Annotated in this window: 27 protein-coding genes; 12 read left to right on the top strand and 15 right to left on the bottom strand. The window is 43.5% G+C overall.

The features are described from left to right. Positions 1 to 16 precede the first annotated feature (16 nt). From GL182_RS00940 to GL182_RS00895, 10 genes are all read right to left on the bottom strand, one after another. Positions 17 to 862 carry a 4-hydroxy-3-methylbut-2-enyl diphosphate reductase gene (locus tag GL182_RS00940; protein WP_163377697.1) on the bottom strand — a complete coding sequence of 282 codons (846 nt, stop codon included), beginning with the start codon at positions 860 to 862 and terminating at the stop codon, positions 17 to 19. A 3-nt stretch (positions 863 to 865) separates the two neighbouring features. Next, the gene (locus tag GL182_RS00935) at positions 866 to 1,579 is read right to left on the bottom strand and encodes a lycopene cyclase domain-containing protein (RefSeq protein WP_163377696.1); all 714 of its coding nucleotides are present in this window, start codon (positions 1,577 to 1,579) and stop codon (positions 866 to 868) included. After that, positions 1,580 to 2,425, bottom strand: a complete 846-nt coding sequence (locus GL182_RS00930) for a phytoene/squalene synthase family protein (protein WP_163377695.1) — start codon at positions 2,423 to 2,425, stop codon at positions 1,580 to 1,582. A 25-nt stretch (positions 2,426 to 2,450) separates the two neighbouring features. Then, positions 2,451 to 3,935: a phytoene desaturase family protein gene (locus GL182_RS00925; RefSeq protein ID WP_163377694.1), complete on the bottom strand. Its 1,485-nt coding sequence runs from the start codon at positions 3,933 to 3,935 to the stop codon at positions 2,451 to 2,453. A gap of 3 nt (positions 3,936 to 3,938) precedes the next feature. Next, entirely contained in the window at positions 3,939 to 4,451 is a 513-nt protein-coding gene (locus GL182_RS00920; protein ID WP_163377693.1) for an RNA polymerase sigma factor, read from the bottom strand. A gap of 218 nt (positions 4,452 to 4,669) precedes the next feature. After that, positions 4,670 to 5,743: a dipeptidase gene (locus tag GL182_RS00915; RefSeq protein ID WP_163377692.1), complete on the bottom strand. Its 1,074-nt coding sequence runs from the start codon at positions 5,741 to 5,743 to the stop codon at positions 4,670 to 4,672. Positions 5,744 to 5,771: 28 nt separating this feature from the next. Continuing rightward, the gene (locus GL182_RS00910; protein WP_163377691.1) at positions 5,772 to 6,884 is read right to left on the bottom strand and encodes a D-TA family PLP-dependent enzyme; all 1,113 of its coding nucleotides are present in this window, start codon (positions 6,882 to 6,884) and stop codon (positions 5,772 to 5,774) included. A 5-nt stretch (positions 6,885 to 6,889) separates the two neighbouring features. After that, positions 6,890 to 7,354 carry a RidA family protein gene (locus GL182_RS00905; protein ID WP_205603577.1) on the bottom strand — a complete coding sequence of 155 codons (465 nt, stop codon included), beginning with the start codon at positions 7,352 to 7,354 and terminating at the stop codon, positions 6,890 to 6,892. A 26-nt stretch (positions 7,355 to 7,380) separates the two neighbouring features. After that, a complete protein-coding gene (locus tag GL182_RS00900; protein ID WP_163378478.1) occupies positions 7,381 to 8,700 on the bottom strand; it encodes a gluconate:H+ symporter in 1,320 nt (439 codons plus the stop codon). Between the two features lie 112 nt (positions 8,701 to 8,812). Next, positions 8,813 to 11,158, bottom strand: coding sequence for a T9SS type A sorting domain-containing protein (locus GL182_RS00895; protein ID WP_163377689.1), 2,346 nt, complete (start codon positions 11,156 to 11,158; stop codon positions 8,813 to 8,815). A gap of 238 nt (positions 11,159 to 11,396) precedes the next feature. Between GL182_RS00895 and GL182_RS00890 the strand changes: the two genes are divergently transcribed. Genes GL182_RS00890 through GL182_RS00875 form a run of 4 tightly spaced genes read left to right on the top strand, consistent with a single transcriptional unit; the run spans position 11,397 to position 15,767 of the window. After that, positions 11,397 to 12,593: a DUF4105 domain-containing protein gene (locus GL182_RS00890; protein WP_410266088.1), complete on the top strand. Its 1,197-nt coding sequence runs from the start codon at positions 11,397 to 11,399 to the stop codon at positions 12,591 to 12,593. Between the two features lie 55 nt (positions 12,594 to 12,648). Next, on the top strand, positions 12,649 to 14,688 hold the full coding sequence (gene uvrB, locus GL182_RS00885) for an excinuclease ABC subunit UvrB (RefSeq protein ID WP_163377688.1): 2,040 nt from the start codon (positions 12,649 to 12,651) through the stop codon (positions 14,686 to 14,688). Beyond that, positions 14,685 to 15,125: a hypothetical protein gene (locus tag GL182_RS00880; protein WP_163377687.1), complete on the top strand. Its 441-nt coding sequence runs from the start codon at positions 14,685 to 14,687 to the stop codon at positions 15,123 to 15,125. The genes uvrB and GL182_RS00880 overlap by 4 nt, the downstream gene beginning before the upstream one ends. A 6-nt stretch (positions 15,126 to 15,131) precedes the next feature. Beyond that, a complete protein-coding gene (locus GL182_RS00875; protein WP_163377686.1) occupies positions 15,132 to 15,767 on the top strand; it encodes a helix-turn-helix domain-containing protein in 636 nt (211 codons plus the stop codon). Here GL182_RS00875 and GL182_RS00870 read toward each other — a convergent pair. Further along, complete coding sequence (locus GL182_RS00870; protein WP_163377685.1) at positions 15,757 to 16,263, bottom strand: regulatory protein RecX; 507 nt, start codon at positions 16,261 to 16,263, stop codon at positions 15,757 to 15,759. The genes GL182_RS00875 and GL182_RS00870 overlap by 11 nt on opposite strands. Positions 16,264 to 16,336: 73 nt before the next feature. Here GL182_RS00870 and tpiA point away from each other — a divergent pair, with 73 nt between their 5' ends. Together tpiA and prmA are read left to right on the top strand one after the other, a co-directional pair. Then, on the top strand, positions 16,337 to 17,098 hold the full coding sequence (gene tpiA, locus GL182_RS00865; protein ID WP_163377684.1) for a triose-phosphate isomerase: 762 nt from the start codon (positions 16,337 to 16,339) through the stop codon (positions 17,096 to 17,098). 87 nt (positions 17,099 to 17,185) lie between these two features. Continuing rightward, on the top strand, positions 17,186 to 18,022 hold the full coding sequence (gene prmA / locus GL182_RS00860; protein ID WP_163377683.1) for a 50S ribosomal protein L11 methyltransferase: 837 nt from the start codon (positions 17,186 to 17,188) through the stop codon (positions 18,020 to 18,022). Positions 18,023 to 18,039: 17 nt separating this feature from the next. On the opposite strand, the gene GL182_RS00855 is transcribed toward prmA, so the two are convergent. Further along, a complete protein-coding gene (locus GL182_RS00855; protein WP_240469497.1) occupies positions 18,040 to 19,368 on the bottom strand; it encodes a DUF4270 family protein in 1,329 nt (442 codons plus the stop codon). Positions 19,369 to 19,381: 13 nt separating this feature from the next. Then, positions 19,382 to 20,194, bottom strand: coding sequence for a glycogen/starch synthase (locus GL182_RS00850; protein WP_163377681.1), 813 nt, complete (start codon positions 20,192 to 20,194; stop codon positions 19,382 to 19,384). 128 nt (positions 20,195 to 20,322) lie between these two features. Here GL182_RS00850 and panC point away from each other — a divergent pair, with 128 nt between their 5' ends. The 6 genes from panC to GL182_RS00820 all read left to right on the top strand — a co-directional run bounded on the left by panC (position 20,323) and on the right by GL182_RS00820 (position 25,566). Next, entirely contained in the window at positions 20,323 to 21,171 is an 849-nt protein-coding gene (gene panC / locus GL182_RS00845; RefSeq protein WP_163377680.1) for a pantoate--beta-alanine ligase, read from the top strand. 16 nt (positions 21,172 to 21,187) lie between these two features. Continuing rightward, entirely contained in the window at positions 21,188 to 21,535 is a 348-nt protein-coding gene (gene panD / locus GL182_RS00840; protein WP_163377679.1) for an aspartate 1-decarboxylase, read from the top strand. After that, entirely contained in the window at positions 21,532 to 22,527 is a 996-nt protein-coding gene (locus GL182_RS00835; protein ID WP_163377678.1) for a lysylphosphatidylglycerol synthase transmembrane domain-containing protein, read from the top strand. The genes panD and GL182_RS00835 overlap by 4 nt, the downstream gene beginning before the upstream one ends. Positions 22,528 to 22,566: 39 nt before the next feature. After that, the gene (locus GL182_RS00830) at positions 22,567 to 23,259 is read left to right on the top strand and encodes a zinc metallopeptidase (protein ID WP_163377677.1); all 693 of its coding nucleotides are present in this window, start codon (positions 22,567 to 22,569) and stop codon (positions 23,257 to 23,259) included. 97 nt (positions 23,260 to 23,356) lie between these two features. Continuing rightward, the gene (locus GL182_RS00825; RefSeq protein ID WP_163377676.1) at positions 23,357 to 24,496 is read left to right on the top strand and encodes an acyl-CoA dehydrogenase; all 1,140 of its coding nucleotides are present in this window, start codon (positions 23,357 to 23,359) and stop codon (positions 24,494 to 24,496) included. A 140-nt stretch (positions 24,497 to 24,636) separates the two neighbouring features. After that, entirely contained in the window at positions 24,637 to 25,566 is a 930-nt protein-coding gene (locus GL182_RS00820) for a helix-turn-helix domain-containing protein (RefSeq protein WP_163377675.1), read from the top strand. On the opposite strand, the gene GL182_RS00815 is transcribed toward GL182_RS00820, so the two are convergent. Then, complete coding sequence (locus tag GL182_RS00815) at positions 25,549 to 26,328, bottom strand: geranylgeranylglyceryl/heptaprenylglyceryl phosphate synthase (RefSeq protein WP_163377674.1); 780 nt, start codon at positions 26,326 to 26,328, stop codon at positions 25,549 to 25,551. The two genes, GL182_RS00820 and GL182_RS00815, sit on opposite strands and share 18 nt — an antisense overlap. Beyond that, complete coding sequence (locus GL182_RS00810) at positions 26,312 to 26,644, bottom strand: hypothetical protein (RefSeq protein WP_163377673.1); 333 nt, start codon at positions 26,642 to 26,644, stop codon at positions 26,312 to 26,314. The genes GL182_RS00815 and GL182_RS00810 overlap by 17 nt, the downstream gene beginning before the upstream one ends.

The following is a 26,644-nucleotide window of genomic DNA, read 5'->3' as shown; positions in this document are numbered from 1 at the left end:
AAGAAATTTAAAACATTCAAAAATCTCTTAACCTGTCCTGAACTTTTTCCATCAACCACATGGGCGTTGAGGTAGCTCCGCAAATCCCCACGCTTTGACCTTCAGCAAACCAATGAGAATGAACTTCCTCCGGACTGGATACAAAATAAGTTTGTGGGTTTTTTTCTTTGCAGACATTAAACAGCACCTTCCCATTGGAAGATTTGGTGCCACTCACAAAAATAATGTGGTCAAACTTAGAGGCAAATTCCCTCAATTCCTTATCCCTGTTTGATACCTGCCGACAGATGGTGTCGTTAGAATTAACAGTAATGCCGTTATCTTTCAGGATTTCATTGATCTCATAAAATTTGTCAGTGCTTTTGGTTGTTTGGCTATATAGGGTAATGTTTTTGGGAAGGGAGGGAATATCCAGCTCGCTAATATCCTGGAAAACTATGGCTTTATTTCTGGTTTGCCCCATTAAACCAATGACCTCAGCATGCCCATGCTTGCCGTAGATATAGATATTTTCTTCTTTGTCATAAGAATTTTTTATTCGGTTTTGCAATTTTAAGACCACCGGACAACTGGCATCCACCAAGGTTAAGTTATTTTTTATAGCCAATTCATAGGTGGAAGGAGGCTCTCCATGTGCCCTGATAAGTACCTTCTCATCCTTAAGTGTTCTCAGAGATTCGTGATCGATGATGATCAACCCTTTCTGGGTCAATCTTTTGACTTCTTCGTCATTGTGCACAATATCCCCCAGGCAATACAAATGACCTTCATCATTTAAGATTTCTTCGGCCATTTCTATGGCATAAACCACACCAAAACAAAAACCGGAATGTTGGTCAATATGTACATCCAAATTTAACATAAACTATAAACCAGGCTTTTGATTAAATGTTTTGCGATTTAGCAACTTTTCATAAATACTGATATTCAACAGCAACAACCCAAATAAATATACGCTGTCTTCTACAGGTACAGTTCCCAATCTGATACCTAAATTCTCCTCGTTGTTATATCCCACAATGGGTTCATCCAACCAGGATCCTGTAAGTACTCCATTGACAAGCATGAAAGGAATCAGGGTTACCAGGTATCCAAAAAGAAACCTACCCAATACCTTATCTTTAAAGATAAGAAAATGAATCAAAAGAATCAGTGATGTGAAAATAAAGTTGAAGGAGGTATATAACTTTTCTCTAAATACCAGGCCCAGAACAATCAGTACCGGTACCAAAACATATACCATCGGCCTACCCAGCGGCTTCATCCAATCTCTGGGAAAGAAATAAATCAAAACCTCGTAAATGAAAATACAGGCAAAAGGTACAATGAAGAAAAAAGATATTTCCTCTACTGGTAATTCGAATAGATAAACACCCAAGATAAAACGCTCATTGAACCACCAGACCCCCTGAACCGTAAACCAATGGTCCCAGACAATATATACCAATGCGGAAACGAGCGTAGCAGGCCACAAGGCATGCCATTTTTTATAATATTGAATCCTGCGTTCAAAGGATTGTGCCAGCGGGTACAATATGGTAAAGACCATTAGACCAAGGTAGTAATATTCCTCTTTCATTTATCCCAGTCCTGTTTTATAACCCAAATAGGTCCCGGCAAGAAGCATCATTTTTCGCGCATTCGGAATTCTTATTCGCTTTTGGGTAATGACCTCAGGAGAAAGCTTTTTGATTTTTTGAAACAATTTCCGGTAGTACAAATAGGCTATTTTCACTCCAAACATCGCTCCTTTTGGCAATTGGCGGATACCTGCCAAAGCTGCTTCAAAATCCTGTTCAATGTCCGCTTCAATCTCAGATTTTATGGTATGATCAAATGTTTTGAAATCCACCCCTGGAAAATAAACCCTACCCCTGTCTTCAAAATCACTTTTCAGGTCCCGGAGGAAATTTACTTTTTGAAATGCAGCACCCAGTTTACAGGCAGCATGCTGTAACCTATTGTATTCCTTTTCATCTCCTTCACAAAACACCCGCAAGCACATCAATCCAACTACTTCTGCACTACCGTAAATATATTCTTTATACCGGGAATCATTATAGGTCGTGAAATCAAGGTCCATTTCCATGCTTTTTAAAAAAGCGGCTATCAGTGAATGTTCGATCTGATACTGATTAACGATAAGCTGAAAGGCATGAAGGACCGGATTCAGACTTATTCCCTCCTCTATGGCTCTGTATGTATCTTTAGTAAATGCATCCAGTAATGCTTGTTTGTCTTTATCATGAAATGTATCGACTATTTCATCCGCATAGCGCACAAAACCATAAATGGCATAGATAGGAAGGTGAAACTTCCGGTGCAGGGTCTTTATCCCCAAAGTAAACGAAGTACTGTACCTTTGGGTAATTATCTTGCTACATTCCAGCGCAGTTTCATCAAAAAGTTTTTGCTGATCGATCATAACATGCTCAATTTATGGAAATTATTTAAGTTTTTTTGATGGTCTTCATGACTTCTTTGGCCACCACTTCTCCGGATATCAGGGAAGGGGGTACACCCGGACCAGGTACAGTCAATTGCCCCGTATAGTACAAATTTTTTAGCTTCTTGTTTTTCAGTGAGGGTTTTAATATGGCCGTTTGCATGAGGGTATTGGCCAGACCATAAGCATTCCCTTTAAAGGCATGGTAGTCCTTTTTAAAATCGCTGTGAGCATAAGACCTTTTATAAATGACATGGGGCCTGATGGACTGCCGGGTAAATTTTTCCAACCTGTCCATCACTTTATTATAATAATCCTCTCTAATTGTTTCCTCATCTTTTAAATCCGGTGCCAGCGGGATCAGTATAAAAAGGTTTTCCATTCCTTCCGGGGCTACTGAAGAATCTGTCTGCGAGGGGGCTGATACATAAAACAAAGGCTTTTCCGGCCATTTCGGATTTCTGTAAATCGCCTCGGCATGGGGTTCCAGCGGTTCATCAAAAAAAAGGTTGTGGTGCCGGAGATTTTTCAACTTTTTATTTATCCCCAGGTAGAAAAGGAGCGAAGATGGGGCCAGGGTCTGTTTATCCCAATAGTCATCGGAATAGTTACTATTTGCAGGGTCCAGCAAATTTTTGTCTACATGATGGTAATCTGCCCCTGCTACCAAAACATCAAAATTTATGATTTCTCCATCGGCCAAAACAAGATGTTGAGCTTTACCATTACTTCCTACAATTTGACTTACTTCGGCATTGGTGCGAATTTCAACTCCCCTTTCCTCAGCAAGGGAAACCATGCCTTCAATAATCTTATGCATGCCCCCCATGGGATACCAGGTTCCCAATGCAATGTCAGCATAATTCATCAGACTATATAATGCTGGAATGCGTTGGGCCGTTTCACCCAGAAACAAAACCGGAAACTCCATTAGCCTGATGATTTTCTCATGAGAAAAGTACTTTCTAATGTGTTTGGACATGGATTGAAAAATATCCATTTTGAACAGATCCTTTAGCAAAGAAAAATCCGCAAACTCCATCAGGGAAAGACTGGGTCGATGTACCAGATCATGAATTCCCTTTTGGTACTTATAGGCTGCCTGTTGTAGAAAATCATCGAGCCGCTTTCCTGCACCGGGCTCCAAAGCTTCAAATATCTTTTTTAGCTCTTGCAGGTTGGCAGGTATCTCCATGAAGTCGTCTTCACCGAAAATCACCGCATAGGAGGGATCTAACCTCAACAGGTCATAATAATCACGGGTTTTCTTTCCGAATCTCTCGAAGTACCTGTCAAAAACATCTGGCATCCAGTACCAACTAGGACCCATATCAAAGGAAAAACCCTCGGCTTTAAAGATTCTAGCCCTTCCGCCAAGGGTATGGTTTTTTTCCAGTAACAAAACTTCCTGGCCTTCAGCTGCCAGATGGGTTGCTGCAGATAATCCGGCAAATCCCGAACCAATGACTACAACTTTACTTTTCGTCATCTTTTAATTTTTGGTAATATACACCTGAAGTTCGTCTTTTAATAGTTTACGTGCAATATGAATCCTGTTTTTTACTGTTCCTATCGGAATATCCAGCTTTTCTGCAATCTCATGGTATTTAAAGCCTTTGTAATGCATCATGAATGGTGTTTTGTAAACACTATCCAGATTCTCTATGGCTTTGGTGATGTCCTTCATGGCAAACTCTCCGAAAGCATCGTTTTCAATGACTACTGATCCGGAATTGATAAAGTGAAGGTTATCAGAAGTGTCTACGAAAGTTCCCCGCCTCACCATTCTCTGGTAATTGGTGATAAAGGTATTTTTCATGATCGTATATAACCAAGCCTTTAGATTGGTACCGTCTGCAAATTTATCCTTATTGGTAAAAGCCTTGACCATGGTATCCTGCAAAAGATCGTTGGCATCATCCATGTCTCTGGTTAATTTCAAGGCAAAAGGCTTTAGTGTTTTACTTAACTTATTGAGGGAGTAGCTAAATTCAAGAGTCGTCATGGTTTTTGTTTTTTGTTTAATCAAAACTACTATTTGTTAAACAACAAAACAAGCTTTTTGTATAATATTTTTTCCTTTTTCTTAAACAGGAATGAGACTAATTCGGGAGATAGATCTAAAAAACCCCTTTTAAAAACTTTAAAAGGGGTTTTTGTCAATATTTACCTATCAGAATATTTTTCATTTTTGTTTAATTTTATTCATCTTTTATTAAATTTCTAATCCGACCATGCTTTTTGAAGGAACCTCAACCAGTTGCCATGCATGACCAGCTGAACATCTTCTTTGGTATACCCCCTTTTCGCCAGCATACCTGGGATACGCCCGATATCAGCAATGGTCTCCAGGTCGTAAGGGCTTTGCTCCCTGCCATAGGCTCCATCCAGGTCTGTACCTATTCCAATGTGTCTGGCATTGCCAGCGATTTGACAAATATGATCCATGTGGTCGATTACTTTTTCCAGGTCGCAATCCATTTCTTTAGGCATTGAAACCCCCTTTATCCAGTTGGGAACCATCATCCAGGCATCCAGTGCACCTCCGATGACGGCTCCCCTGTTGATCAGTTCTTTGATTTGCTCGTCGCTGAATTGCCTGTTATGGTTCACCAATGACCTGCAATTATTGTGGCTGGCCCAAACCGGTCCATTAAAGTGATCTAAAGCCTCCCAAAAACAGGTGTCACATAAATGAGTGGCATCCAGAATAATATTCAAACGTTCCATTTCCTTGAGCAAGTCCCTTCCTTCGGGACCTAAAGGTCCTGTAGCATCAGTTCCCTGAGCATACCTGCCGGGTCCATAGTGTGCAGGACCCAATGCCCTCAACCCCTTTTCATAGGATTTTTCCAGGTAACTTAAATTAACAATGGAATCAGCCCCTTCCAGGGAAAGTATGTAGCCAACAGGCTTTTTGGAATTTTCACTTCCATTTTGCCACAAATTGACCTGTGCATTTAAAGATTTCAGGTCACGGATCTGTACCATTTCCTCCTTTTCTTCCATGGCCTCATACCAGGCCAACTGCCCCTGCGTCTGCGCCCAGGCCTGTTCCGGACTGTGCCAGCCCGGTAAAGGGTTTCCGGGAGCCACATACCGGGCTATTTGAGTAGCTACTACCAGCCCTATGTCTGCTTCTCTCAAAGCAGGCAAGGATACGGTAGCATTTCCCCTGTCTGGCTTATCTGATAATCCTTTTTCCCTTTCATTGATTGCCTTTACCGAAAGTGTCAAATCCCTGTTCCATTCAAGGGCATTCATACTGAGGTCAAGGTGGGCATCTATAGTAAACATGGATCTTGAATTAAATTGATTGCAAACATTATATTGAAATTCTTCGGTCCCTGGAAACAGTCCTCCAGCTACCCACTGCCTCAGCATCCCGGATCAGGACAACTTCCTGATGCAAGGCAACCGTGGGACAAATGTGATAAGGAACGCCGTACAAGACATCTCCAATCTGGTAATCATGACCCGGAGGCGTCTGTAACACCAAATGTTCTTCACTTTGACTTACCGGCGTGAGGTCATTGGCATTCAGAAAGCGAATCCTTTTCTCCAGTGGATTCTCCGAGGCGATGGCTTTATGCCCCAAATCTACACAGATCAGGTTTTCAGCCGGAAAAGAAACTACCCTGGTTAGCAGCAGCGCAGCAAACAAAAAATCCTGTTCGGGCAGGGTGCCGGAATAGCCATCATCCCAATAGATAAAAGTACCGGGACCACAGGTCACCCGCTCCCTTTTGGCATGGATCGGAAAAGTGGTGGTACCACCCGCAATGACTTCCAAGGTAAGCCCATGCTCCTTCTCCAATTTTTGACGCATGGCCGCAATGGGTGCAAAACCCGTATCACATTCCTCTTTTCGGATAGTAAAGACAGGATTTCTCAAATGCCCGTCATACAGGTGAAAACCCTTGATTTGCAAGCCCTTTAGGGCTAAAACAGCATGGAAAAGTGTCTCTGCACTTTCTCCGGGCTTTACCCCCGTCCGATTGGTTCCTGCATTCAGGTCAATATATACCGAAACCAATATACCTTTTTCCTGGGCCTTTAATGATAGGGATTTAGCCGCCATTTCATTGTCTGTCAGGCAATGAAATTGAATATCCGGATGGCTTTCTACCAGGCGCAAAAAACGATCAATTTTTGGACCTACCGGCTGATAAGCCAACAATATATCTCTGGCTCCAGCCTGGGTCAACATTTCAATTTCTGCTATAGTGGCCCCTTTGAATGCCTTTATTCCTGCTTCCATCATCATCTGACAAGCCTCTATGGACTTATTGGTCTTTACATGTGGACGTAAGCGATCCGGGGAGCCTACCACATCAATGGCCCGCTGTATGTTTTCTTTTGCCCTGTCGGGATACACCAATAGTGCCGGGCTATCTATGTTTTCCGGGTGGTTGAGGGCATACCATTGTTCATTCATAAACATTATTGGTTCAGTTCAAAGGTGGCTTCAATTTCTACAGAAATATTTCCGGGCAAAGACCCAAAACCCACTGCACTCCTGGATCCGATACCATTTTCTTCTCCCCAAATATCCCTGAAAAGTTCTGAACAGCCATTGATGACGTAGGGATGGTCTTCAAAATCCAAACTACTGTTAACCATTCCCAGCACCTTAATTACCCGCTTGACTTTATTTATACTTCCCAACTGGGTCTGAAGGGTAGCTAGCATGGTAAGGGCCACTTGTCTGGCAGCTGCTTTGCCCTGCTCCTTATCCAAATCGATACCTACCTTTCCTTTGATCAGCGTCCCGTCTTCAAGTACCGGACCATGGCCTGACAGATACAGGAGGTTACCTGTAATGACTATTGGACGGTAGACCCCTCCCGGAGGGGGTGCCGGAGGCAATACCAGACCCATTTCTTTTAATTTTCCTTCAGCTGACATAATTTCCATTCTTTTATTGTTAACTATTAAACAAATAAATCTATCATTAAAACCCCTGCTAATCCCAGAAACGAAACTATTGTCTCTAACAAAGTCCAGGATAGAAAGGTCTGTTTGATGCTCAGGTTAAAATATTCCTTGACCAGCCAAAACCCACCATCATTGACATGGGAAAAAATCAGGCTGCCACTTCCAATGGCCAACACCATTAAATTAGGGTCGGTCACGCCTGTGGTCACCAGAGGGGCTATGATGCCGGCTGCTGTCAGAGCAGCTACCGTCGCCGATCCTACGGATATCCGAATGACAGCTGCAATCAGCCATCCCAAAAGTAATGGATTTACTGGCAACTCTTCCAGTGAGGCTCCAATCTGACTACTTACCCCACTATCTACCAAAATCTCCTTGTATGCTCCGGCTCCGGCAATGATCAACAAAATCAAAGCAATGTCTTTGACAGCTCCCGAGTAGCCCTCCATGATGCTGCTAATTTTTACCCCCTTGGCAATCCCCAAACTGAAGGTAGCCCAAATCAAAGACACCAACATCACCACATTGGGATCTGCAATAAAGATCAAAAAACCATAAGCACTGCTTGCTTCCCCGACATTCAGTTTAATCAGGGATAAGGTAATCAGTAAAAACACGGGAAGCAAAGCAGTGAAAAGACTATTTCCTAAGCCCGGCAGTTCTTCTACCGGCTTGGGTTTGGCACTAAATACCTGCAAGGGCTTAACCTGCATGGTTTGAAAATAAGGCCATTTCCCTAACAATGGACCAGCTAAAATCACCATGGGTATGGCCAGGATAAACCCATAAATCAAAGTGGTACCCATATCTGCATCAAATTGAGCCACCAAAGCCACCGGCCCCGGGTGGGGTGGCAACAAACCATGGGTTACCGAAAGGGCTGCCAGCATGGGAATTCCTATGGCCATGGCTGGTATCTTATACTGATAGGAAACGGAGAACACCAATGGGACAAGCAAAACAAACCCCACATTGAAAAACAAGGGTATGCCCACAATAAATGCGGTAAAAGCTATGGCCCAGTGCACCCGCTTCTCCCCGAATTGACCCATCAGAAACAGGGCAATCCTTTGCGCAGCTCCACTATCGGCTACGATTTTGCCCATCATGGCTCCCAGGGTAATGACAATTACCAGTGCTCCCATCAAATCCCCTATTCCATCCTGTATGGAAGAGGCGATGGCCTCCAGAGGGATCCCCAAAAACAATCCGGCAACGATGGAAGTAATCAAAAATGCGATAAAAGGCTCCACCTTTATCCAAATGATCATCAAAACCAGCAACAGAATACTAAGGGCGACAAATACAAAAGTCATCATGATTTGAAAATGAATCCAAAAATTACAGCATATTCCGCTAAATGCCTATTCGGTCATAAAAAACCTGTCATTTTTTTAACCCAGTAGATCCGTAATGGCTGTTTCGGGTTTAAGGGTTTAGCTTTTGCCATTTTAGTGTGTGAATTTTTCCCGGACCCTGGAGCTGAATCAGGTAATTTCCTACTGGAAGCAATCTCAATTGACTTTCTAAAATCAAGGGGTGAAAGTCTTGCTCAAAAATAAAAGTTTTGTAATCCACTCCCTTCATGTTCCACACCTTTATAGCGGTTATGTCCAGTGAGGTCCAACTACCTAAATTAACATTAATGGAACCTGATCGATAGGGATTGGGATGGATACCGGGAACCTGCCTGTCATAAAAAGGATTTGAAATCCTGACCACGGGACTGAAGCTGGTTTCCATTTGGCCTTCTTCTGCCATTACCTGATAGAACCAAAAAGGCTGGTCTTTAGGGAATTCAGGGTCTTCAAAACGGATGATAATTCCAGGCTGATTTTCCTGAAAATGACCTATGGGTAAAAATTCAAGCTCATCTCCATTTGTCCGTGTTACGGTATAAAGTACCTGCTCATCAGATGTACTCTCCCAGGAAAGCACCACCCTGTCCCCAACCAATGCCGCTTCAAATCCCAGCCATTCCAGCGGCAATACACTTAGTTCGCTTGTACTGCCAATGGTCAGAAACCGATCCTGAGCTTCATTAAAATCAAAAAGCCTGCCTGCCCAAAGCATTTCTCCTTTTAGAGAAGCAGGTACATGATCTCCTATGGCTTCCTCTCCGGGACCAACTATCCTCAGGTGATTGATGTCCTGTACAGCCAGGTCCTCTGCCAATATCCAGGCATTAAGCTGCGCCGGATCCGTTCCGGAAAGGTTCAGCTCGAAAAAGCTATTTAAATGGTATACCACCGCCTCTCCCTCATCGGTAAATTCCGGGTCATAAGTTACGCCCGGAGCTTCTGTAAATCCCAATTCCAATGAATGCCCGGCAGCCGATAAATTTCCCTCGAGTAAGAAATGTCGGGGGGCATCCAGCCAGGTATCAAAAATGGGGAAAGTAGCATTGATGGCTCCCAAAGTCAAAGGAAGGTTTTCGTATTGCAATTGGCCCAGGTTGTACCAATTTCCCCCAGCGTAAGTGTATGTACCGGTGGGGCCGAAATCCAGGATTAGGGCCTGATCATGAAAATCCACATCCCCACTTACCTGATGAAAAGATTGGTAAATGGTCAATCCATGTCTTATATTCACCGTGCCCGATGCCTTATCCAACAACAGACCGGACAATTCCAGCCCTGGTAAATTAAACTCCTGATCAAAGCTTCCGGTCAATTGCAGTTCGGTAACGGTTCCGTTCACATGCCCCCCACTTTGGTACACCAGATCGCCCCGCACCGAAAGCGCTTCCGGGAGGTTTTTGGTAGCAATCCCTTGGAAATAAATATTCTGGTACAGAAAGTCTGATTGGGACGCAGCCATGGTGGAATGTAAAAATTGCTGCGACGCCCCCTCGCCGGCGTAAAATACAGTCCCATCCAAAACCACATTGACCGCATCAATCTCTGGCTCCTCTCCCAGCAACACCAGGTTTGCTCCTTCCTCCAGAATAAATGAACTGGCAGGCTTATTTTCTGACCTTCTGATCAATTGATTAAATTCACTCGTGGCTTCGGAAATAAGTGTTGCCCCGGAAGCTATTCGAAATTCACCAAAATCCTCGGTACCAAATACATCGTCTGTTGTAAATGAAAAAGTGGATGAGGCAGGAGCTCCATCGGTATTAACTGTTTGTCTTACCGTACCACTCTGTATCAAAAAACTGCTGGCTTTAAACACCGCATTTACCACCAGTTCCTCTCCAGGGTTTGGATCAAATACCACGGCAAATCTGCTCGCCAGGTTTTGTCCGCTCCAGGAGTTCCTGTCGACTACAATCCTTGAATCTCCCTTGAATACAATTCTGCCTGTTTCAGGATAAATCCAGTCATCTCCCAACCAGGCACTTCCAAAAAGGATAAATTCATCCCCGGCTACATCGAAACTGTGAAGACCGCCGTAAACATGCAAGTCAAAGGATTGAAGGTTTAGTTTTTTCCCTGCATCGGTCGCACCAAACAAGTGAAGATTATTTACCTCCTCGTTTCCTACCAATCTCACTTCATTTTTCTTTTGAATAAACACATCATGATCCCTGTTGGGAGGAATGCTGGCCCCTACCCATTCCGTACCATTATAGACCAACCAGGTAGCCGGATCATCCCAGTCGCCAACGCCTCCCTCAGGCAGGTTGGATGTATAGCTCTGGGTAGTCAGCGGAATCTGCGCCTCTGCTGAAAACACCAAAACCACCAGCAAAGCAACTATCCAACCGCACTCAACCAAATAGTGCCAGTAAAGATTAATGAGGGATCCTATTTTATAAAAAATATCCATATTTAAAATGAATAGGTAATAAAAATAAATAAACTCCAACAATTTTCAAAGGATGTAATTCGTATATTTTTATACCAAATCCATTTTTTTTGTTTTAAACCAATAATTTCATACCAAAAGCTCAGTTCAGGTTTTCCCCATCCCTTTACCGGAAAACTGAATTAATCCAGTAAATTTGTCTCGTCTTATTGGTTTTATCTGATCTATTCCTATGCACCTTGCTTTTTATCCGTTAGCCTTGCTAAAGAATATACTATTCAGCATTATTCTTTTTCTGCTGATGACAGCTGCTTTGCCTTCTCAGGCACAGCAATACCAGGTTAGCCTGCTCACCTGTGATCCAGGAGATGAGTTGTATTCTACCTTTGGGCACAGTGCCATCCGGGTCCGGGATCAGGGTTCAGGGCAGGACCTGGTTTTCAATTACGGCACCTTCGATTTCAACACGCCTTTCTTTTATGTCAAGTTTGTCCGCAGGACGCTGGATTACCAATTGTCACTTACCACTACCGAAAATTTCCTTTACGAATACAATTATTTTCAAAGGAATGTACGCGAGCAGGAGTTGAATCTCTCTGACCAACAATCCAGGGCGCTGGTGGCCTTTTTGAAGGAAAACTACCGCCCTGAAAACCGGAAGTACCGCTACGACTTTTTCTTCGACAACTGCTCCACCAGAATCAGGGAAATGATGGAGGAGGTTCTGGGCTCCTCACTCAAATGGAACCTGCCAGAAGAGGGGGAATCCCAAAAAAGCTTTCGAAACCTCATTGATGAATATGTATATCCCCTTCCCTGGTCCGACCTGGGCATTGACCTGGCCCTGGGAGCTGTCATAGACCGGAGAGCCAATGAAAAGGAAAAAATGTTTTTGCCCGATTACCTGGAAGCTGCTTTCCAAAGGGCCAGCATCATCGGTGATGGACCGGAAAGGCCATTGGTCCGTCAAAACAATACCATTTATGATTTTCCAGACGCAAGGGCTCAAAGCTGGATCTTTTTCAATCCCTATGTGGTATTTTGGTCCCTGGCCATTGCCGCAGGATTGCTCACTTTTCTGGGTTTTAAAAAGAAAAGGCTTTATATAGGCATTGACATTGGACTTTTCACGGCCTTGGGCTTACTGGGTCTCCTGTTGCTTTTCCTATGGTTTTTCACCGAGCATTCCCAAACCAAGAACAACTGGAATATCTTCTGGGCTTTTCCGCTGCACCTTTTCCTGGCTATAAAGCTGGGCCTACAGCCCCTACAGGGAATGGTCAGGAAATTGTTGTTAGGGGCCATGATCCTTGCTGATTTGGCCCTGGTCATTTGGATACTGAATTTTCAGTCCTTCCATCCCAGTATCTTGCCTTTACTGCTTATCATTATTCTGCGCACCAATTTCTTGTATTATAACCTGAACATATTCAACCGGTTCGGTAAAAGTACCTGATCCCGAAAACTATTACCTGCCTTCCAGGCGTTGTATTTAAGTAAATTAAAATTATATGGATTTTAATATCATTTCGGATTACGAACCTACAGGTGACCAACCTACAGCCATCAAAAACCTGGTATCAGGGATCAATTCCGGTGAGCCGGCGCAGGTACTTTTGGGGGTAACAGGATCGGGCAAAACTTTTACCATTGCCAATGTAATCCAGGAGGTGCAAAAGCCTACCCTGGTCCTGAGTCACAACAAGACCTTGGCTGCCCAGCTCTATGGCGAATTCAAACAGTTTTTCCCGGATAATGCGGTGGAGTATTTTATCAGTTACTACGACTATTACCAGCCGGAAGCATTTATTCCTACCAGCGGAACATACATAGAAAAGGATTTATCGATTAATGAAGAAATAGAGAAACTGCGACTATCTGCCACTTCAGCACTCCTCTCTGGCCGAAGGGATGTGATTGTGGTCGCCTCCGTTTCCTGCATTTATGGTATTGGAAACCCGGAAGAATTTGGCAAAAATGTCATCAAGATTCAGGAAGGGGACAAGATACCCAGAAATCAGTTATTGTTCAAACTGGTAGAAGTGCTTTACAGCAGGGCTACCGCAGATTTTACCCGTGGAACCTTCCGGGTAAAAGGGGACACGGTGGATATATTCGTAGCATATGGGGATTTTGCTTACCGCCTTTTTTTCTGGGGGGACGAAATAGAGGCCATACAGCGGGTAGACCCGGAAAGTGGAAAGAAAATTTCTGACGAGAAAATCATCACCATCTTCCCGGCCAATTTATTTGTTACCGGCAGGGACGTGATCGATACTGCCATTCATGAAATCCAGGATGACCTTGTGTCCCAACTCAGTTTTTTTGAGAAAGACATGAAACTAATGGAGGCCAAAAGACTGAAAGAGCGAACTGAGTTTGATTTGGAAATGATCCGTGAGTTGGGCTATTGCTCCGGTGTAGAAAACTATTCCAGGTATTTTGACCGCAGGCAACCGGGAACCAGACCTTTCTGTTTGTTGGATTATTTCCCGGATGATTATCTCCTGGTCATTGACGAGAGCCATGTCACCCTGCCTCAGGTAAGGGCCATGTGGGGAGGAGACCGGTCCCGAAAGGTAAACCTGGTAGATTATGGCTTCAGGTTACCTTCGGCATTGGATAACCGGCCGTTGAAATTCGATGAGTTTGAGTCCCTGACCAACCAGGTCATTTATGTCAGCGCCACACCTGCTGACTATGAACTTACCAAATCCGAAGGGGTAGTAGTGGAACAAATCATCCGGCCCACAGGACTATTGGACCCGGTCATTGAAGTCCGGCCCAGTGGCAATCAAATTGACGATCTGCTGGAAGAAATTGACCAAACCATAAAAAATGGCTTCCGGGTATTGGTTACTACCCTTACCAAGCGGATGGCAGAGGAGCTGGACAAATACCTGGCCAAGGTGGGTGTCAAATCCCGGTACATTCATTCAGAAGTGAAGCCGCTTGACCGGGTAGAGATATTGAGAGAATTGAGGTTGGGTATATTCGATGTGCTGGTAGGGGTTAATTTGTTGCGGGAGGGCTTGGATCTGCCCGAGGTAGCCTTGGTGGCCATTCTGGATGCCGATAAGGAGGGGTTCCTGAGAAATGAAAGGAGTCTGGTTCAGACCATTGGACGGGCGGCCAGAAATGAATACGGAAAAGTGGTCATGTACGCTGATAAAACCACGGATAGCATGCAGCTAGCCATCGATGAAACCAATCGGCGAAGGGAGCGGCAGAAGGCTTACAATGAAGCCCATGGCATTACTCCCAAAACAGTCATTAAATCTCATGACAGGATCATGGGACAAACCAAGGTCGCTGACAGCAAAAGAAACGCAAAAATTTATGTGGAAAACAATCCTGAGGAGGTAGATGTAGCAGCAGATCCCATCATCCAATACCTGAGCAAGGATAAGCTGGAAAAGCTTTCCAGGCAAACCCAGAAAAGAATGGAGGCAGCGGCAAAAGAATTGAATTTCATGGAAGCCGCACGGTTAAGGGACGAATGGATGGGAATTAAGAAAAGATTGGAAACCTTGAACGGAGGCTCATCATGAGGAGAATACTGGTACCCTTTATTTGCTTATCAATATCGCTTGCCGGATTTACAAAAGTCCATGCCCAGCAGGCAGCAGGCAGTTTCCTGATCAGTGGGGGGCTGGATATGATCAAGTCAGATATTCAGGGGATTTTCCAAAAAGCGCAGCTTGGTGCTGAAATCAACTACTTTCACCTGCATCACCTGTCTTTTTCAGCAGGCTACGAATACAACACGCAATGGGCCAACCAAATCACCGGAGGCCTGAGGTTTTACCCCCTGGAGTCGGCTTTCATCCGGGCCAGGGCCCTGATAGGTAACAACGCTGACCTGGGACTGGGAGCTGGCTATACCTATAATTTCACCTATAGGATGCGGCTGGAAGGTATGGCAGATTATTATCTGCAAAACCGGACCCTTGGGGCAAGGATAACACTGGCAGTTTTAATAAAATGAAAGGCAATGACAATTCAGGAAATTGGGAGGATAGCCAGGAAGGGAGAAGGACTGCATGTGGAGTTCAAAAAAAAAGCAGCTCATCCTGAGAAAATCGTTAAAGAAATTGTGGCCATGGCCAATACGGAGGGAGGGCACCTACTCATCGGAGTAGATGATGACGGCACGGTAAGCGGGCAACGATATATTGAAGAGGAGGTGTACGCCATGGATAAAGCCATTCAGGAATTGATCTTGCCGGTCATTCACCTAAAAAAACATGTGGTACACCTCAACCCTAAAAAAGGGGTTGCGGTCTATGAAATTCAGAAGAGTACATCAGGTCCTCATTTCATTTGGGATGAAAATAGAAAAAAGGCCTATATAAGGGTAGCCGATAAAAGCATTCAGGCGAGCAGGGAGATGTGGGAAATCATGAAGCGCAAACAAAGGCAGGAAGATATCATCTTCAAATACGGTAAAAAAGAAGAACTCCTAATGAAAGAGCTCGCTGTCAGATCTCACATCACCCTGAAAGAATACATGGTCATGGCCAAAATCCCCATTTATATTGCGTCCAGGACCTTGGTAAAATTGGTGTTGGCCAATGTAATAGATGTCATTCCGCAGGAATCGGAAGACCGTTTCGTGCCTAAACAGTAGCCAGCTTGTCGACCACATCTTTGATGCGATCCGATTCAAATCCCCTGAACAACAAAAAACGGGATACCTTGGCTTTCTTTTTATATAAATCCGGTTCCTTGGTCAATTTCCATTTTCTTTCGGCCAGAAAATTTAAAGTTTCTTCGTACTCAACCTCATTCAGGGCATCCAGTCCTTCCATGATCATATCATTTGGAATTTGCCTCATTTTCAGTTCTTGCCGGATCCGTACTTTTCCCCATTTCTTCAAGCCGAATCTTCCCCTGACAAAACTTTCTACAAACCTTTTTTCATTTAGAAAATCCTGCTCCTCCAACCGGGATATCAGCTTATCTACATCTTCTGCTTGAAGTCCCCAATCTTCTAATTTTGCCCTAACTTCAAAAAGGCTACGTTCCTGATAAGCACAAAAAGAAGCGATCTTTTTTAATGCCGAGGAATAACTCAGCTTCTTTTTTGCACCTGGAACCGAATTTTCTTTTTCTGGAACTGACATTTTGCGTAATTTTAACCTTTGGTAGATGAACGGGATAATCCTGACCAAATATATAAATCTTAACTAATATATCATGCGAAAAAAAATTGTTGCCGGAAACTGGAAAATGAATGGTGTTCAGGAAGAGGGGCAAAAGCTAACTTCTGAAATTGTAAACATGATCAGAGATGAGTCCTCAATGGATGTAACCGTTGTTTTGAATCCGCCATATGTTCACCTACATGGGGTAAATAAATTGATTGCAGGGGTTAAAAATATACATTTAGGAGGTCAGAATTGTTCTGATAAGGCCTCAGGGGCTTATACAGGTGAGATTTCAGCGGAAATGCTGGCATCATTCGGAGCGGAATATGTCATCATCGGACATAGTGAAAGGCGCGAGTATTTTAAGGAAACGAACGAATTGCTGACAGCAAAAACCAAACAGGCACTGGCCAATGAGCTGACACCCATTTTCTGCTGTGGTGAACCCTTGGAAATTAGGGAGGCCAATACCCATGAGGCGTATGTAAAAAACCAACTAACAGAAAGCTTATTTGGCTTCTCTGAAGATGAAATCAGAAATATTGTCATTGCCTATGAACCCATCTGGGCCATAGGAACCGGCAAAACAGCTTCAGCTGAGCAGGCGCAGGAAATGCATGCTGCCATTAGACAGCACCTGGCAAGCCAATATGGCAGTACTGTGGCAGATGAAATTTCTATCTTGTATGGAGGTAGCTGCAAACCAGACAATGCCAAAGAGATCTTCTCCAAACCCGACGTAGACGGAGGATTGATCGGCGGAGCATCACTGAAATCAAGAGATTTTGTAGCTATCGTCAAATCCTTCTAAACCAGGGACTACATTAAACCTTATCTTTGCCCGGGCAGCTTATGGCCCGGGCATTTTCCGTTATAAACCAATCAAAACGCTACCGAAATGGAATACCTGGAATTCAAAATCACCTGCAAGGAAGCCTATAGGGAGATCCTTATTGCCGAAATGGCCGGTATAGGCTTTGATTCATTTTTGGAAACAACTGAAGGCTTTGATGCCTATATCCTCCCCGGGGACCTTAATAAAAATGACTGGAATAGATTACTTGCACAGTACAAAGACCCGGCAGGCATTCATATCCAGGAAGGGCTCCTACCAAAAGTCAACTGGAATGAAGCCTGGGAGAAGCATTACGACCCAATAGCCGTAGGAGACCAGGTATATGTCAGGGCTACTTTTCACCCATCAAAAGCGGGGTCATTTGCCCATGAAATCATTATCAATCCCAAAATGTCCTTTGGGACAGGCCACCATGCTACTACCTTCCTGATGCTAACCTGGCAACTATCGCTGGACCACGAAAATAAAATGGTGATGGACGCCGGTTCAGGCACAGGAATCCTGGCGATAATGGCCAAAAAGCTCGGGGCAAAAATGGTTACTGCATTTGACATTGACGATTGGAGTGTAGCCAATGGGAATGAAAATTTTGAAATCAATGGATTGCAGGACATGACCATGCAGAAGGGAGATGTACGGACGGTAAATAAGGAAAGTGATTATGACCTGATCCTGGCTAATATCAATAAAAATGTTTTAATAGACGAGATGTCCATTTATGCCGAATCATTAAAAAACGGAGGCAATCTGGTATTAAGCGGCTTTTATGAAAAAGATATGGCTGACATCAGAAGCGTGGCTGAGAAATACGGCCTGGTCTACCAAAACAAAAACAACAACAATCAATGGGCCGCATTACTTTTCAGTAAAACCCACTGATTGTCATTAACAGCGGATTACCGAACTTTGGTATAGTAAATCTTTAATTTGATGTTGTTCTTATCGACTACAAACTCCCTCAGTGATCGTTTAAAAGCGTCCGAATTGACCGGAGCCCTTTCGGTGCTTGGGGTATTGGGATAAAGGAATAAGTCTGTCCTCACCAAACCAGATCGGTACATGGCGTTCACATATGACGTGATCTGATTACTATAAATCCGGTCTTCTGTATTGAAAGCCAAACCTGTTTGGTTATTAGTAGTGGGGACGATATTTCCTTCCTGATCTCTTCCGGTGTGTCCCCCGCTTTCAGCCTGTACGGCTACTTCAGCACCATCAAAACGGCGATAGATTTCATTGTCTGCTGTGGCAAAATACATTACCAGGGCACTATATGGAGTTTTAAATTCAGGGTAGGTTTCAACCGGCCCTACCTCAAGCATGATCTGGTTAAAGGTGATGTTTTCCAGGGTATCCAGAAAGTCATGAAGAGGGCTCATGTCTAGTTTTACCATTAAACCCAAACCGGCTTTACCTCCAAGCAGCTCCCCTGGTACTTCATAGGCTTCTCCTCTTTCTTCTACGCTGGCAATACCTGATCCCTGCCTATCACTTATCACTCCGGTAAAATGCCGGGACTGTATGGTATTGATCGGATAACCTGTGGAAACAGTATCTCCGTCGTAATGATAATAAAAGGTCATTCCGGTGCCACTTCCGACAGCCAACGAAACCGAGGTGTTTTGCTCCGGCTCTCCGCTGATCACTATTCCAGGAAAGTAATCCCGGAAAGCAAAAATATTGTCAAATACCGGATCATTTGCTTTGAGCTTATTGAAAAAATCAGCCGATACATCCGGATTCACATTCATTCTCAGCGCATTGACCGTATCTGGCTCCAAAAGGAAAGATCCGGATGCAATGGTAGCATCTTCCTCAAAATCCAATCTGCTGAAATTATAATAAGCCGTATCCAGAATGGGTTCTGTGAGGCGATGAACGCTGAAAGACTTTTCCTCATCGAAATCCTCTCCTATAAGGTCTACCACATTCATCGTAAAAACGGCAGAGTCAAAAATGGCATCCTCCCGGGGAGGTACACCATTTGGATTGAAGGAAAGTCTGCTGTAACCGATAGACTGGGTGGTTCCAAACAAATCGCTCACATCTCCTCCTACCACCAATCTTCCCTGGCTGGTCGTATTAAAAGAATCTGCCAGCACCAAATAAGAAGAAAGGGGTATTTCTTCATAGAAAACCCCTATCTGATTAGAGTCTGGATCCAATACCAATCCTATCTCTGATGGGTCTGAACAGGCACCAGTAAATAATAGGACCGCTAACAAAAAACCGGAAGCTTTAGCCTGCCAGGTCGGTATAGATGTTGTAATAACTTTCAAAAAGTTGGCCTTCTTCTTCAATATTAATTTCAAACTGTTTGTCTTTAGATGTTTCCCTAATCATGGTAGTCAGGCTTTCAGAAATATCTTCACCTTTGACAACGACATCCGCATACTCCATCCCAAGTTTGAGGAAGCCCTCGTAATCCTTGGATTTTAAGGGAGCGAGTAGTTTATCGTCGATATCTACCATTTTAATCTTTTCAAATAAATCGTCCCCAAATTTATGACTAAATCCGTTATTATAAATGGCAAACACAGATTTTGTTTCTTTAAAAAGAGGTTCATTCTTGTAGGTCGTTTTTAAGTACAAAGGAATCAGACTGGTCATCCAGTCATTGCAATGCACCACATCCGGAGCCCAACCCAATTTTTTTACGGTTTCCAATACGCCTTTGCAAAAGAATATCGCTCTTTCGTCATTGTCTTCGTAAAACTTATCCTGCTTGTCAAAGAAAACGCTCTTTCTTTGAAAATAGTCTTCATTATCTATAAAATAAACCTGAAGCTTCGCATTGGGAATGGAAGCCACCTTGATGATCAGGGGTTTCTCTTCTTCTCCTACAGAAATATTGATTCCGGAAAGCCTTACTACCTCATGCAACCTGTTCTTTCTTTCATTGATTAAACCGAATCTGGGGACCAGAATACGGATTTCCATTCCTTTTTCCTGCATGGCCTGAGGCAATGCCCTTACAAAATTGGCAACTTCCGAGGTTTGAAGAAATGGATTGATTTCGCTTGCTACGTAAAGGATACGAAGTTTAGACATATCTAGTGTGTTTTGTTAAGGGATATAACGGGACTACAAATTTACAAAAAAAATAAGGATTTCCCATTGTTTTTAATCAAAATAATATACTTTTGCACCTATTTTCCTAAACCATCCTAAAGAAGCCTTTGGAAAAATTTGAAACCATATCCGCTGTAAGGCAACGCATTAAGCATTTGAAAAGCCAGGGAAAGTCCATTGGTCTGGTACCCACCATGGGAGCACTTCACAAGGGGCATATGGAGTTGATACGTCGTTCCAGAAAGGCGACAGACCTCACGGTGGTTTCAATCTTCGTCAACCCCATACAATTTAACAATCCCGAGGACCTTTTTAAATATCCACGAACCTTATCTGCCGACCTGGAAATTCTTTCCAGGGAAGGCATAGACCTGGTATTTGTTCCCAATGAAAAGGAAATTTATCCTGAAGCGGTCATTACTGAATTTGATTTTGGTCCGATGGAACAAATCATGGAGGGACAATTCAGGCCGGGACATTTTAACGGAGTGGCCATTGTGGTTGCCAAGTTATTCCATATCCTGCAGCCGGATGTTGCCTTTTTTGGTCAAAAAGACTTGCAACAGGTTTCCATTATTCGCAGGCTTGCAGTGGATTTGTCTATAGAAACTGCCATAGAAATGATCCCTACAGTCAGGGAGGAGGATGGGTTGGCCTTGTCATCCAGAAACCTGAGGTTATCAGAACATGGCCGGGCCATTGCCCCAAAACTCCATCAATCCCTTCAACGATGTAAAGCTGAACTTTTAAAGGGCGCAGATTGGTTTACCCTAAAGAAGCAAGTAATTGCTGAGGAGCTTTTACCGGCTTCCATTCAACCGGAATACCTGGAAATTGTAGAACTAGAGAGATTTTCTTTGACACAAAAACCAAGTGAAGGAAAGCCATTTGCCATATGTATTGCCGCTTACATTGATAATATCCGTTTGATAGATAACCTGGTCATAGGCGAATAGCCCAATATAAATTGACATGTACATCCAACTTTTAAAATCAAAAATCCACCGGGTCAGAATTACCCAGGCAGAACTTCACTATGTGGGAAGCATTACCATAGACGAAGATCTCATGGATGCTGCCCATATCATTGCCAATGAAAAAGTACAGGTAGTAAACATCAATAATGGCGAAAGGCTGGAAACCTATGTCATCAAAGGAGAAAGAGGGAGCGGACAGGTCTGCCTGAATGGCCCTGCTGCCAGAAAAGCCCAGGTGGGTGATGTGGTGATCATCATTTCCTATGCTTCCATGGATTTTGAAGAAGCCAAATCATATCAACCCGTTGTGATATTTCCGGATGATCAAAATCAACTGATTTGAGCAAAAAAATAAAACAAGGGGTTCAAGTTACGGTATCCCTGCTTATTGCCTTAATCATCTTTTTCTATCTATACCGTGACATTGAGAAAGACACCATTCTGGAAGCCCTGGGAGAAACCGATTGGTTTTTATTGCTTTCCTCTGTTTCTGTCGGAATCCTGGGATATTGGCTGCGCGCCTGGCGGTGGAAAATCCTGATCGAAACCGGAGAAAATTACCGCATCAAAACCGGTAATGTTTTCTGGGCCCTGATGTTTGGGTACCTGATTAACCTGGTAATCCCCAGGGCAGGAGAACTTGCCAGATGTGCTGCAGTGAATAGGAGCTATCCCATCAAGACAGGGAAAATATTCGGGACGGTGGTTTTGGAGCGAACCATTGACATGGTCTTCATGCTGCTGTTGATTGCCCTGGCATTTCTACTTCAAGGCAGTGTATTTCTGGAAATATTCGGTTTACTGGTTTCCTTCCCCGCATTGACGGCGTTTATGAATAGCTATTTCACCTTAGGAATGGTCATTCTGGCAGGAGGAATAGGAATACTTTATTTAGCTTATAGAAAATACAGGCATTCAGGATGGATAGGGAAAATCAGGCAGTTTTTGCGACAATTTGTCAGTGGTCTGGAAACAGTTTTCCAAATGAAAAAGCAAGCCGGATTTTGGACGGTTTCCGTTTTAATTTGGGTTATATATTTTCTCATGATGTACTGGATCGCACTGGCAATACTTTCAACAAGCTTATTATCAGCCTCTTCTGTATTGATGGTGCTGGTCATGGGAAGTATTGGTATGGTAGCTCCGGTACAGGGAGGTATTGGAACTTTTCACGCTATGGTAGCATTTATACTCTTGTTTTATGGCATATCTGAGGAGCAGGGCAAGATATTTGCGATGATAGTTCATGCCTCTCAAATGCTGACCATAATGGTTTTGGGAGGTCTGAGTTTGCTTTTTTTGGCCGGAAAAAAAGAAAGCAACCTTCAGCCTTGATGCATCGTTTATCTAGCAAAAAATAATTGTAAAAAGAAAATGGGAATCATATTAATTGTAGTTGTATTTGGGATTCTTGGTTATGTGGTGAGTAACAAACTCAAGAAAAAATTCAGAAAGTATTCACAGACCAGTTTAAAGGCTAATCTTTCAGGAAAAGAAATTGCTGAACTGATGCTGGCCGACCACGGTATACATAACGTGCGGGTGAATTGTGTAGAAGGTCAATTGTCTGATCATTACAACCCCATGAACAAAACCGTAAACCTCAGCCCTGATGTCTACTACGGTCGTAATGCTGCCGCTACTGCAGTGTCAGCCCACGAATGTGGACACGCTGTCCAGCATGCCAGGTCTTACACCTGGCTGCAATTAAGGTCTACCCTGGTACCCATCCAAAACATAAGCGGCAAAATCCTCAATTTTGTATTGATCGCCTCTTTGTTTGGTGGCATTGCCCTGCTCGGACTTCCCTATGAGGCAGTAGGAGTAGTAATTGTTGGCGCTTACAGCATGCTGACCCTGTTTAGCCTGGTGACCCTACCGGTAGAATTTGATGCCAGTAAAAGGGCATTGGCATGGGTTCAGGAACGTAACATTGTCACTCCGCAGGAATATGGCATGTCCAAAGATGCGTTGAAATGGGCAGCTATGACTTATGTGGTGGCCGCAATCGCCTCCATGGCTACTTTAGCCTATTATTTCTTTATTTTCTTTGGTGGCAGAGAATAAATTCATTTTGAAAACCTATGAATAAAAGGGGCATTACATGCCCCTTTTTTATTTTTTAGCGTATATTATTTAAGCTTTGACTTTTAACTGACCTATCATGGATTTCGAATATACCCAAGAGCAGCTGGCCGTTCAGGAAGCAGCCAGAGATTTTGCCACTACCCAATTGTTGCCCGGTGTCATAGAAAGAGACATTGCAGCAGCTTTCCCGAAAAGCCTTATCCGGCAGATGGGGGAAATGGGGTTTTTAGGCATGATGAGCAGCCCGGAATACGGGGGAGGAGGGATGGATACCATATCCTACGTTTTGGCGATGGAAGAAATTTCCAAAATAGATGCATCTGCCGGGGTAATCATGTCTGTCAACAATTCACTGGTTTGCTGGGGTATAGAAAAATATGGCAATGAGCAGCAAAAGCAGCAGTACCTGATCCCGCTGGCTTCTGGAAAGTCTTTGGGAGCCTTTGCACTTTCTGAGCCTGAGGCAGGGTCCGATGCCACTTCTCAGAAAACCACCGCTACAGACATGGGCGACCATTATTTGCTCAATGGAACAAAAAATTGGATAACCAACGGAAACGCTGCCGATATTTACCTGGTAATGGCCCAAACCGACAAGTCAAAAGCCCACCGTGGGATTTCTGTTTTCATCGTAGAAAAAGGCTGGCCTGGTTTTGAGGTCGGCAAGAAAGAAGATAAGATGGGCATCAGGGCTTCAGACACCCATTCCCTCATGTTTTCCAATGTAAAGGTACCCAAAGAAAACCTCATTGGGGAAGTGGGGTTTGGTTTTAAATTTGCCATGGAAACACTTAACGGAGGAAGAATTGGCATAGCAGCGCAAGCTTTGGGAATCGCCTCAGGGGCATTTGAAAGGTCCTTACAATACGCCAAGGAAAGGTTTACCTTTGGAAAACCCATTGCCGAACACCAGGCCATTCAATTCAAACTGGCCGATATGGATACGGAAATTGAAATGGCCAGATTGCTTTGCATGAAAGCAGCTAAAACCAAAGATATCGGCAAGGATTACTCCAAATGGAGTGCCATGGCCAAACTGTATGCTTCCAAAGTCGCCATGGAAACAACTACAGAAGCTGTACAGATCCACGGAGGGTATGGATATGTCAGGGAGTACCATGTGGAACGCATGATGCGTGATGCCAAAATCACACAAATCTATGAAGGCACTTCAGAAATTCAGAAAATAGTTATATCCCGGAGCTTTTTAAGATAATTGCATAAGCTGTGGATTTTTAAAAAAATATATTAATTTTCATATCGAAATTTAGTTTATTCTAATTTTTTATCTATAATTGTCCTAACAAATCAAAAAAAGAATATACTTTTACTTAAATAAACCTAAAGGCACTGATCATGGAATATTACAATAAGGTGATTGAGTCGGTTGGAGTGAGGTACGTTAAAGGGAACAACTTTAAAATAGAACGACCTGTTACCATCACCGATTATGCGGATTCTGAAAACACAGCCATACTTCTTCACAGGGGATCTTTAAACTTTGGCGAGGACCAGGAATCTGTAAATGAGGGAGAAATACTTTTTATTCCGGCAGGAAGATCTACAAGGGTTTCGTTTGGTACGGTCACCAAAAGAAACGAAACCAACAATGAAAACTTTTTGGAAAATAAAAAGAAATACCTTCAAACCATCAGTTTCAAAGATATAAAAAACGAGGAAGATGACTGTATCACGTCACTTTCCTTTGAAGCAAAGGTTTTTGATGTGGTTAATTTTTTTAATTCACTCGGTATTCCTGCATTTGTCATCCGCTTCAATGACCGGATCGCCTCCATCATTGAAGATGTGGTGAAAGAATCCGAACAAGCTACCCCGGGCAAGGAAAGGGTAATCAAACTATATACGGAACTACTGGTGGTAGAACTTGTCAGGCATATCTTAAAAAACAGGCTATTTGTAGAGGAGTTGTCTACCAATAGTACCTACTTTAAGGACCCCAGGCTCATTGACATGTTTAATTACATCAAAAAGAACATTGGTGGAGACCTTTCCAATAAAGTCCTGGCAAAAGTGGCCAATGTCTCCGAGGATTATGTAGGACAGTATTTCAAAATGCTGACAGGAATCAACCCGCAGGATTACATAGAATACCAAAGAATGGAGGCTGCTGTAGAATTACTCAGGACCACTAAAAAAAGTATCAGGGATATTGGCAAGGAAGTAGGATACAAAGACACTGCCTATTTCTGCCGAAGATTCAAAATGATGTACGGCCTTCCTGCTGGTAAGATGAGAAGGAGAGAATCCTTAATTAACGTTCAGTGAGGCATTGTACCATTGGGCATATTGAAGCACCTCAGCTATCAGGCTGGGGTTTTTTTCTGCCCCATTTCCGATGACCAGCACATCGGCACCTGCCTGCCAGGCTTTCCTGGCTTTTTCCAAAGAATTGATACCCCCTCCCACAAACAATGGACTCCCTGTGTGCAGACCTACTGCTCGGATCATTTCTGCAGGAACAGGCAAACTGGCGCCACTACCTGCATCCAGATAAAATACAGACAAGCCCAGGTATTTTCCGGCCAAAGCGGTGGCCACTGCCAGGTCAGGCTTATCATGGGGAAGCGGTATGGTCTGGCTAATATACTCCACGCTGGTCGAATTCCCGCCATTGACCAACATGTACCCGGTAGGAATGATTTCCAGAGCACTCCTGGATAAACTTGGTGCTGCCAGTACATGCTGACCGATCAACAATTCCGGATTTCTTCCGGAAATAAGGGATAGAAACAGGATCGCATCTGCTTCTTCGGAAACCTGCATGGCACTCCCCGGAAATAAAACTGTGGGAACCTTCCCTGCAGCAATGCGCTTTATCCGACGAAGACAAGCGGCCAATTTATCAGGATCAACCAAACTCCCCCCTACAAAGAAAAAATCAATGGCAAAATCAGAAGACCTTTGGATCAGTTCATCAAAAGAAGCTTGTTGATCCATCTTTTCCGGATCTATCAATAGTGCCAGACTTTTTGATCCCTCTTTTTTTCGTTGAAGAAGTAAATCCCTAAGCTCACTTCCCCTGTTCATCTTTCTCACTTGCTTTAGCAACCAATTGTTCTAGCAGCCTCGATTTTCCATAATCAAATGCCATCCAAAAAAAGCGGTTTCTGATGTTTCGTAGGATACTGAATTTTCTTTTCTTTTTTCCTTTGACCTTTTTTACCTGCTCCTTCTTTTTAGCTTTCCCGGAAAATAACCTGACAGTACCTACTGCCAACAAGCCTCCCAGTAAAGCTACCCCGCCTACTTTAATATAAACCCTGGAATCCTGTTTCAGCAACTCCAGCTGCTTCTGGAGGGTTTGCTCCAATTCTTCAGATTGCCTTCTTAACGCATCATCCAT

It is taken from the genome of Cyclobacterium sp. SYSU L10401, assembly GCF_010993705.1.
GTDB lineage: Bacteria > Bacteroidota > Bacteroidia > Cytophagales > Cyclobacteriaceae > Cyclobacterium.
Note: the sequence above shows the minus strand (reverse complement) of the source record. Positions and strands in the feature narration are given on the sequence as shown.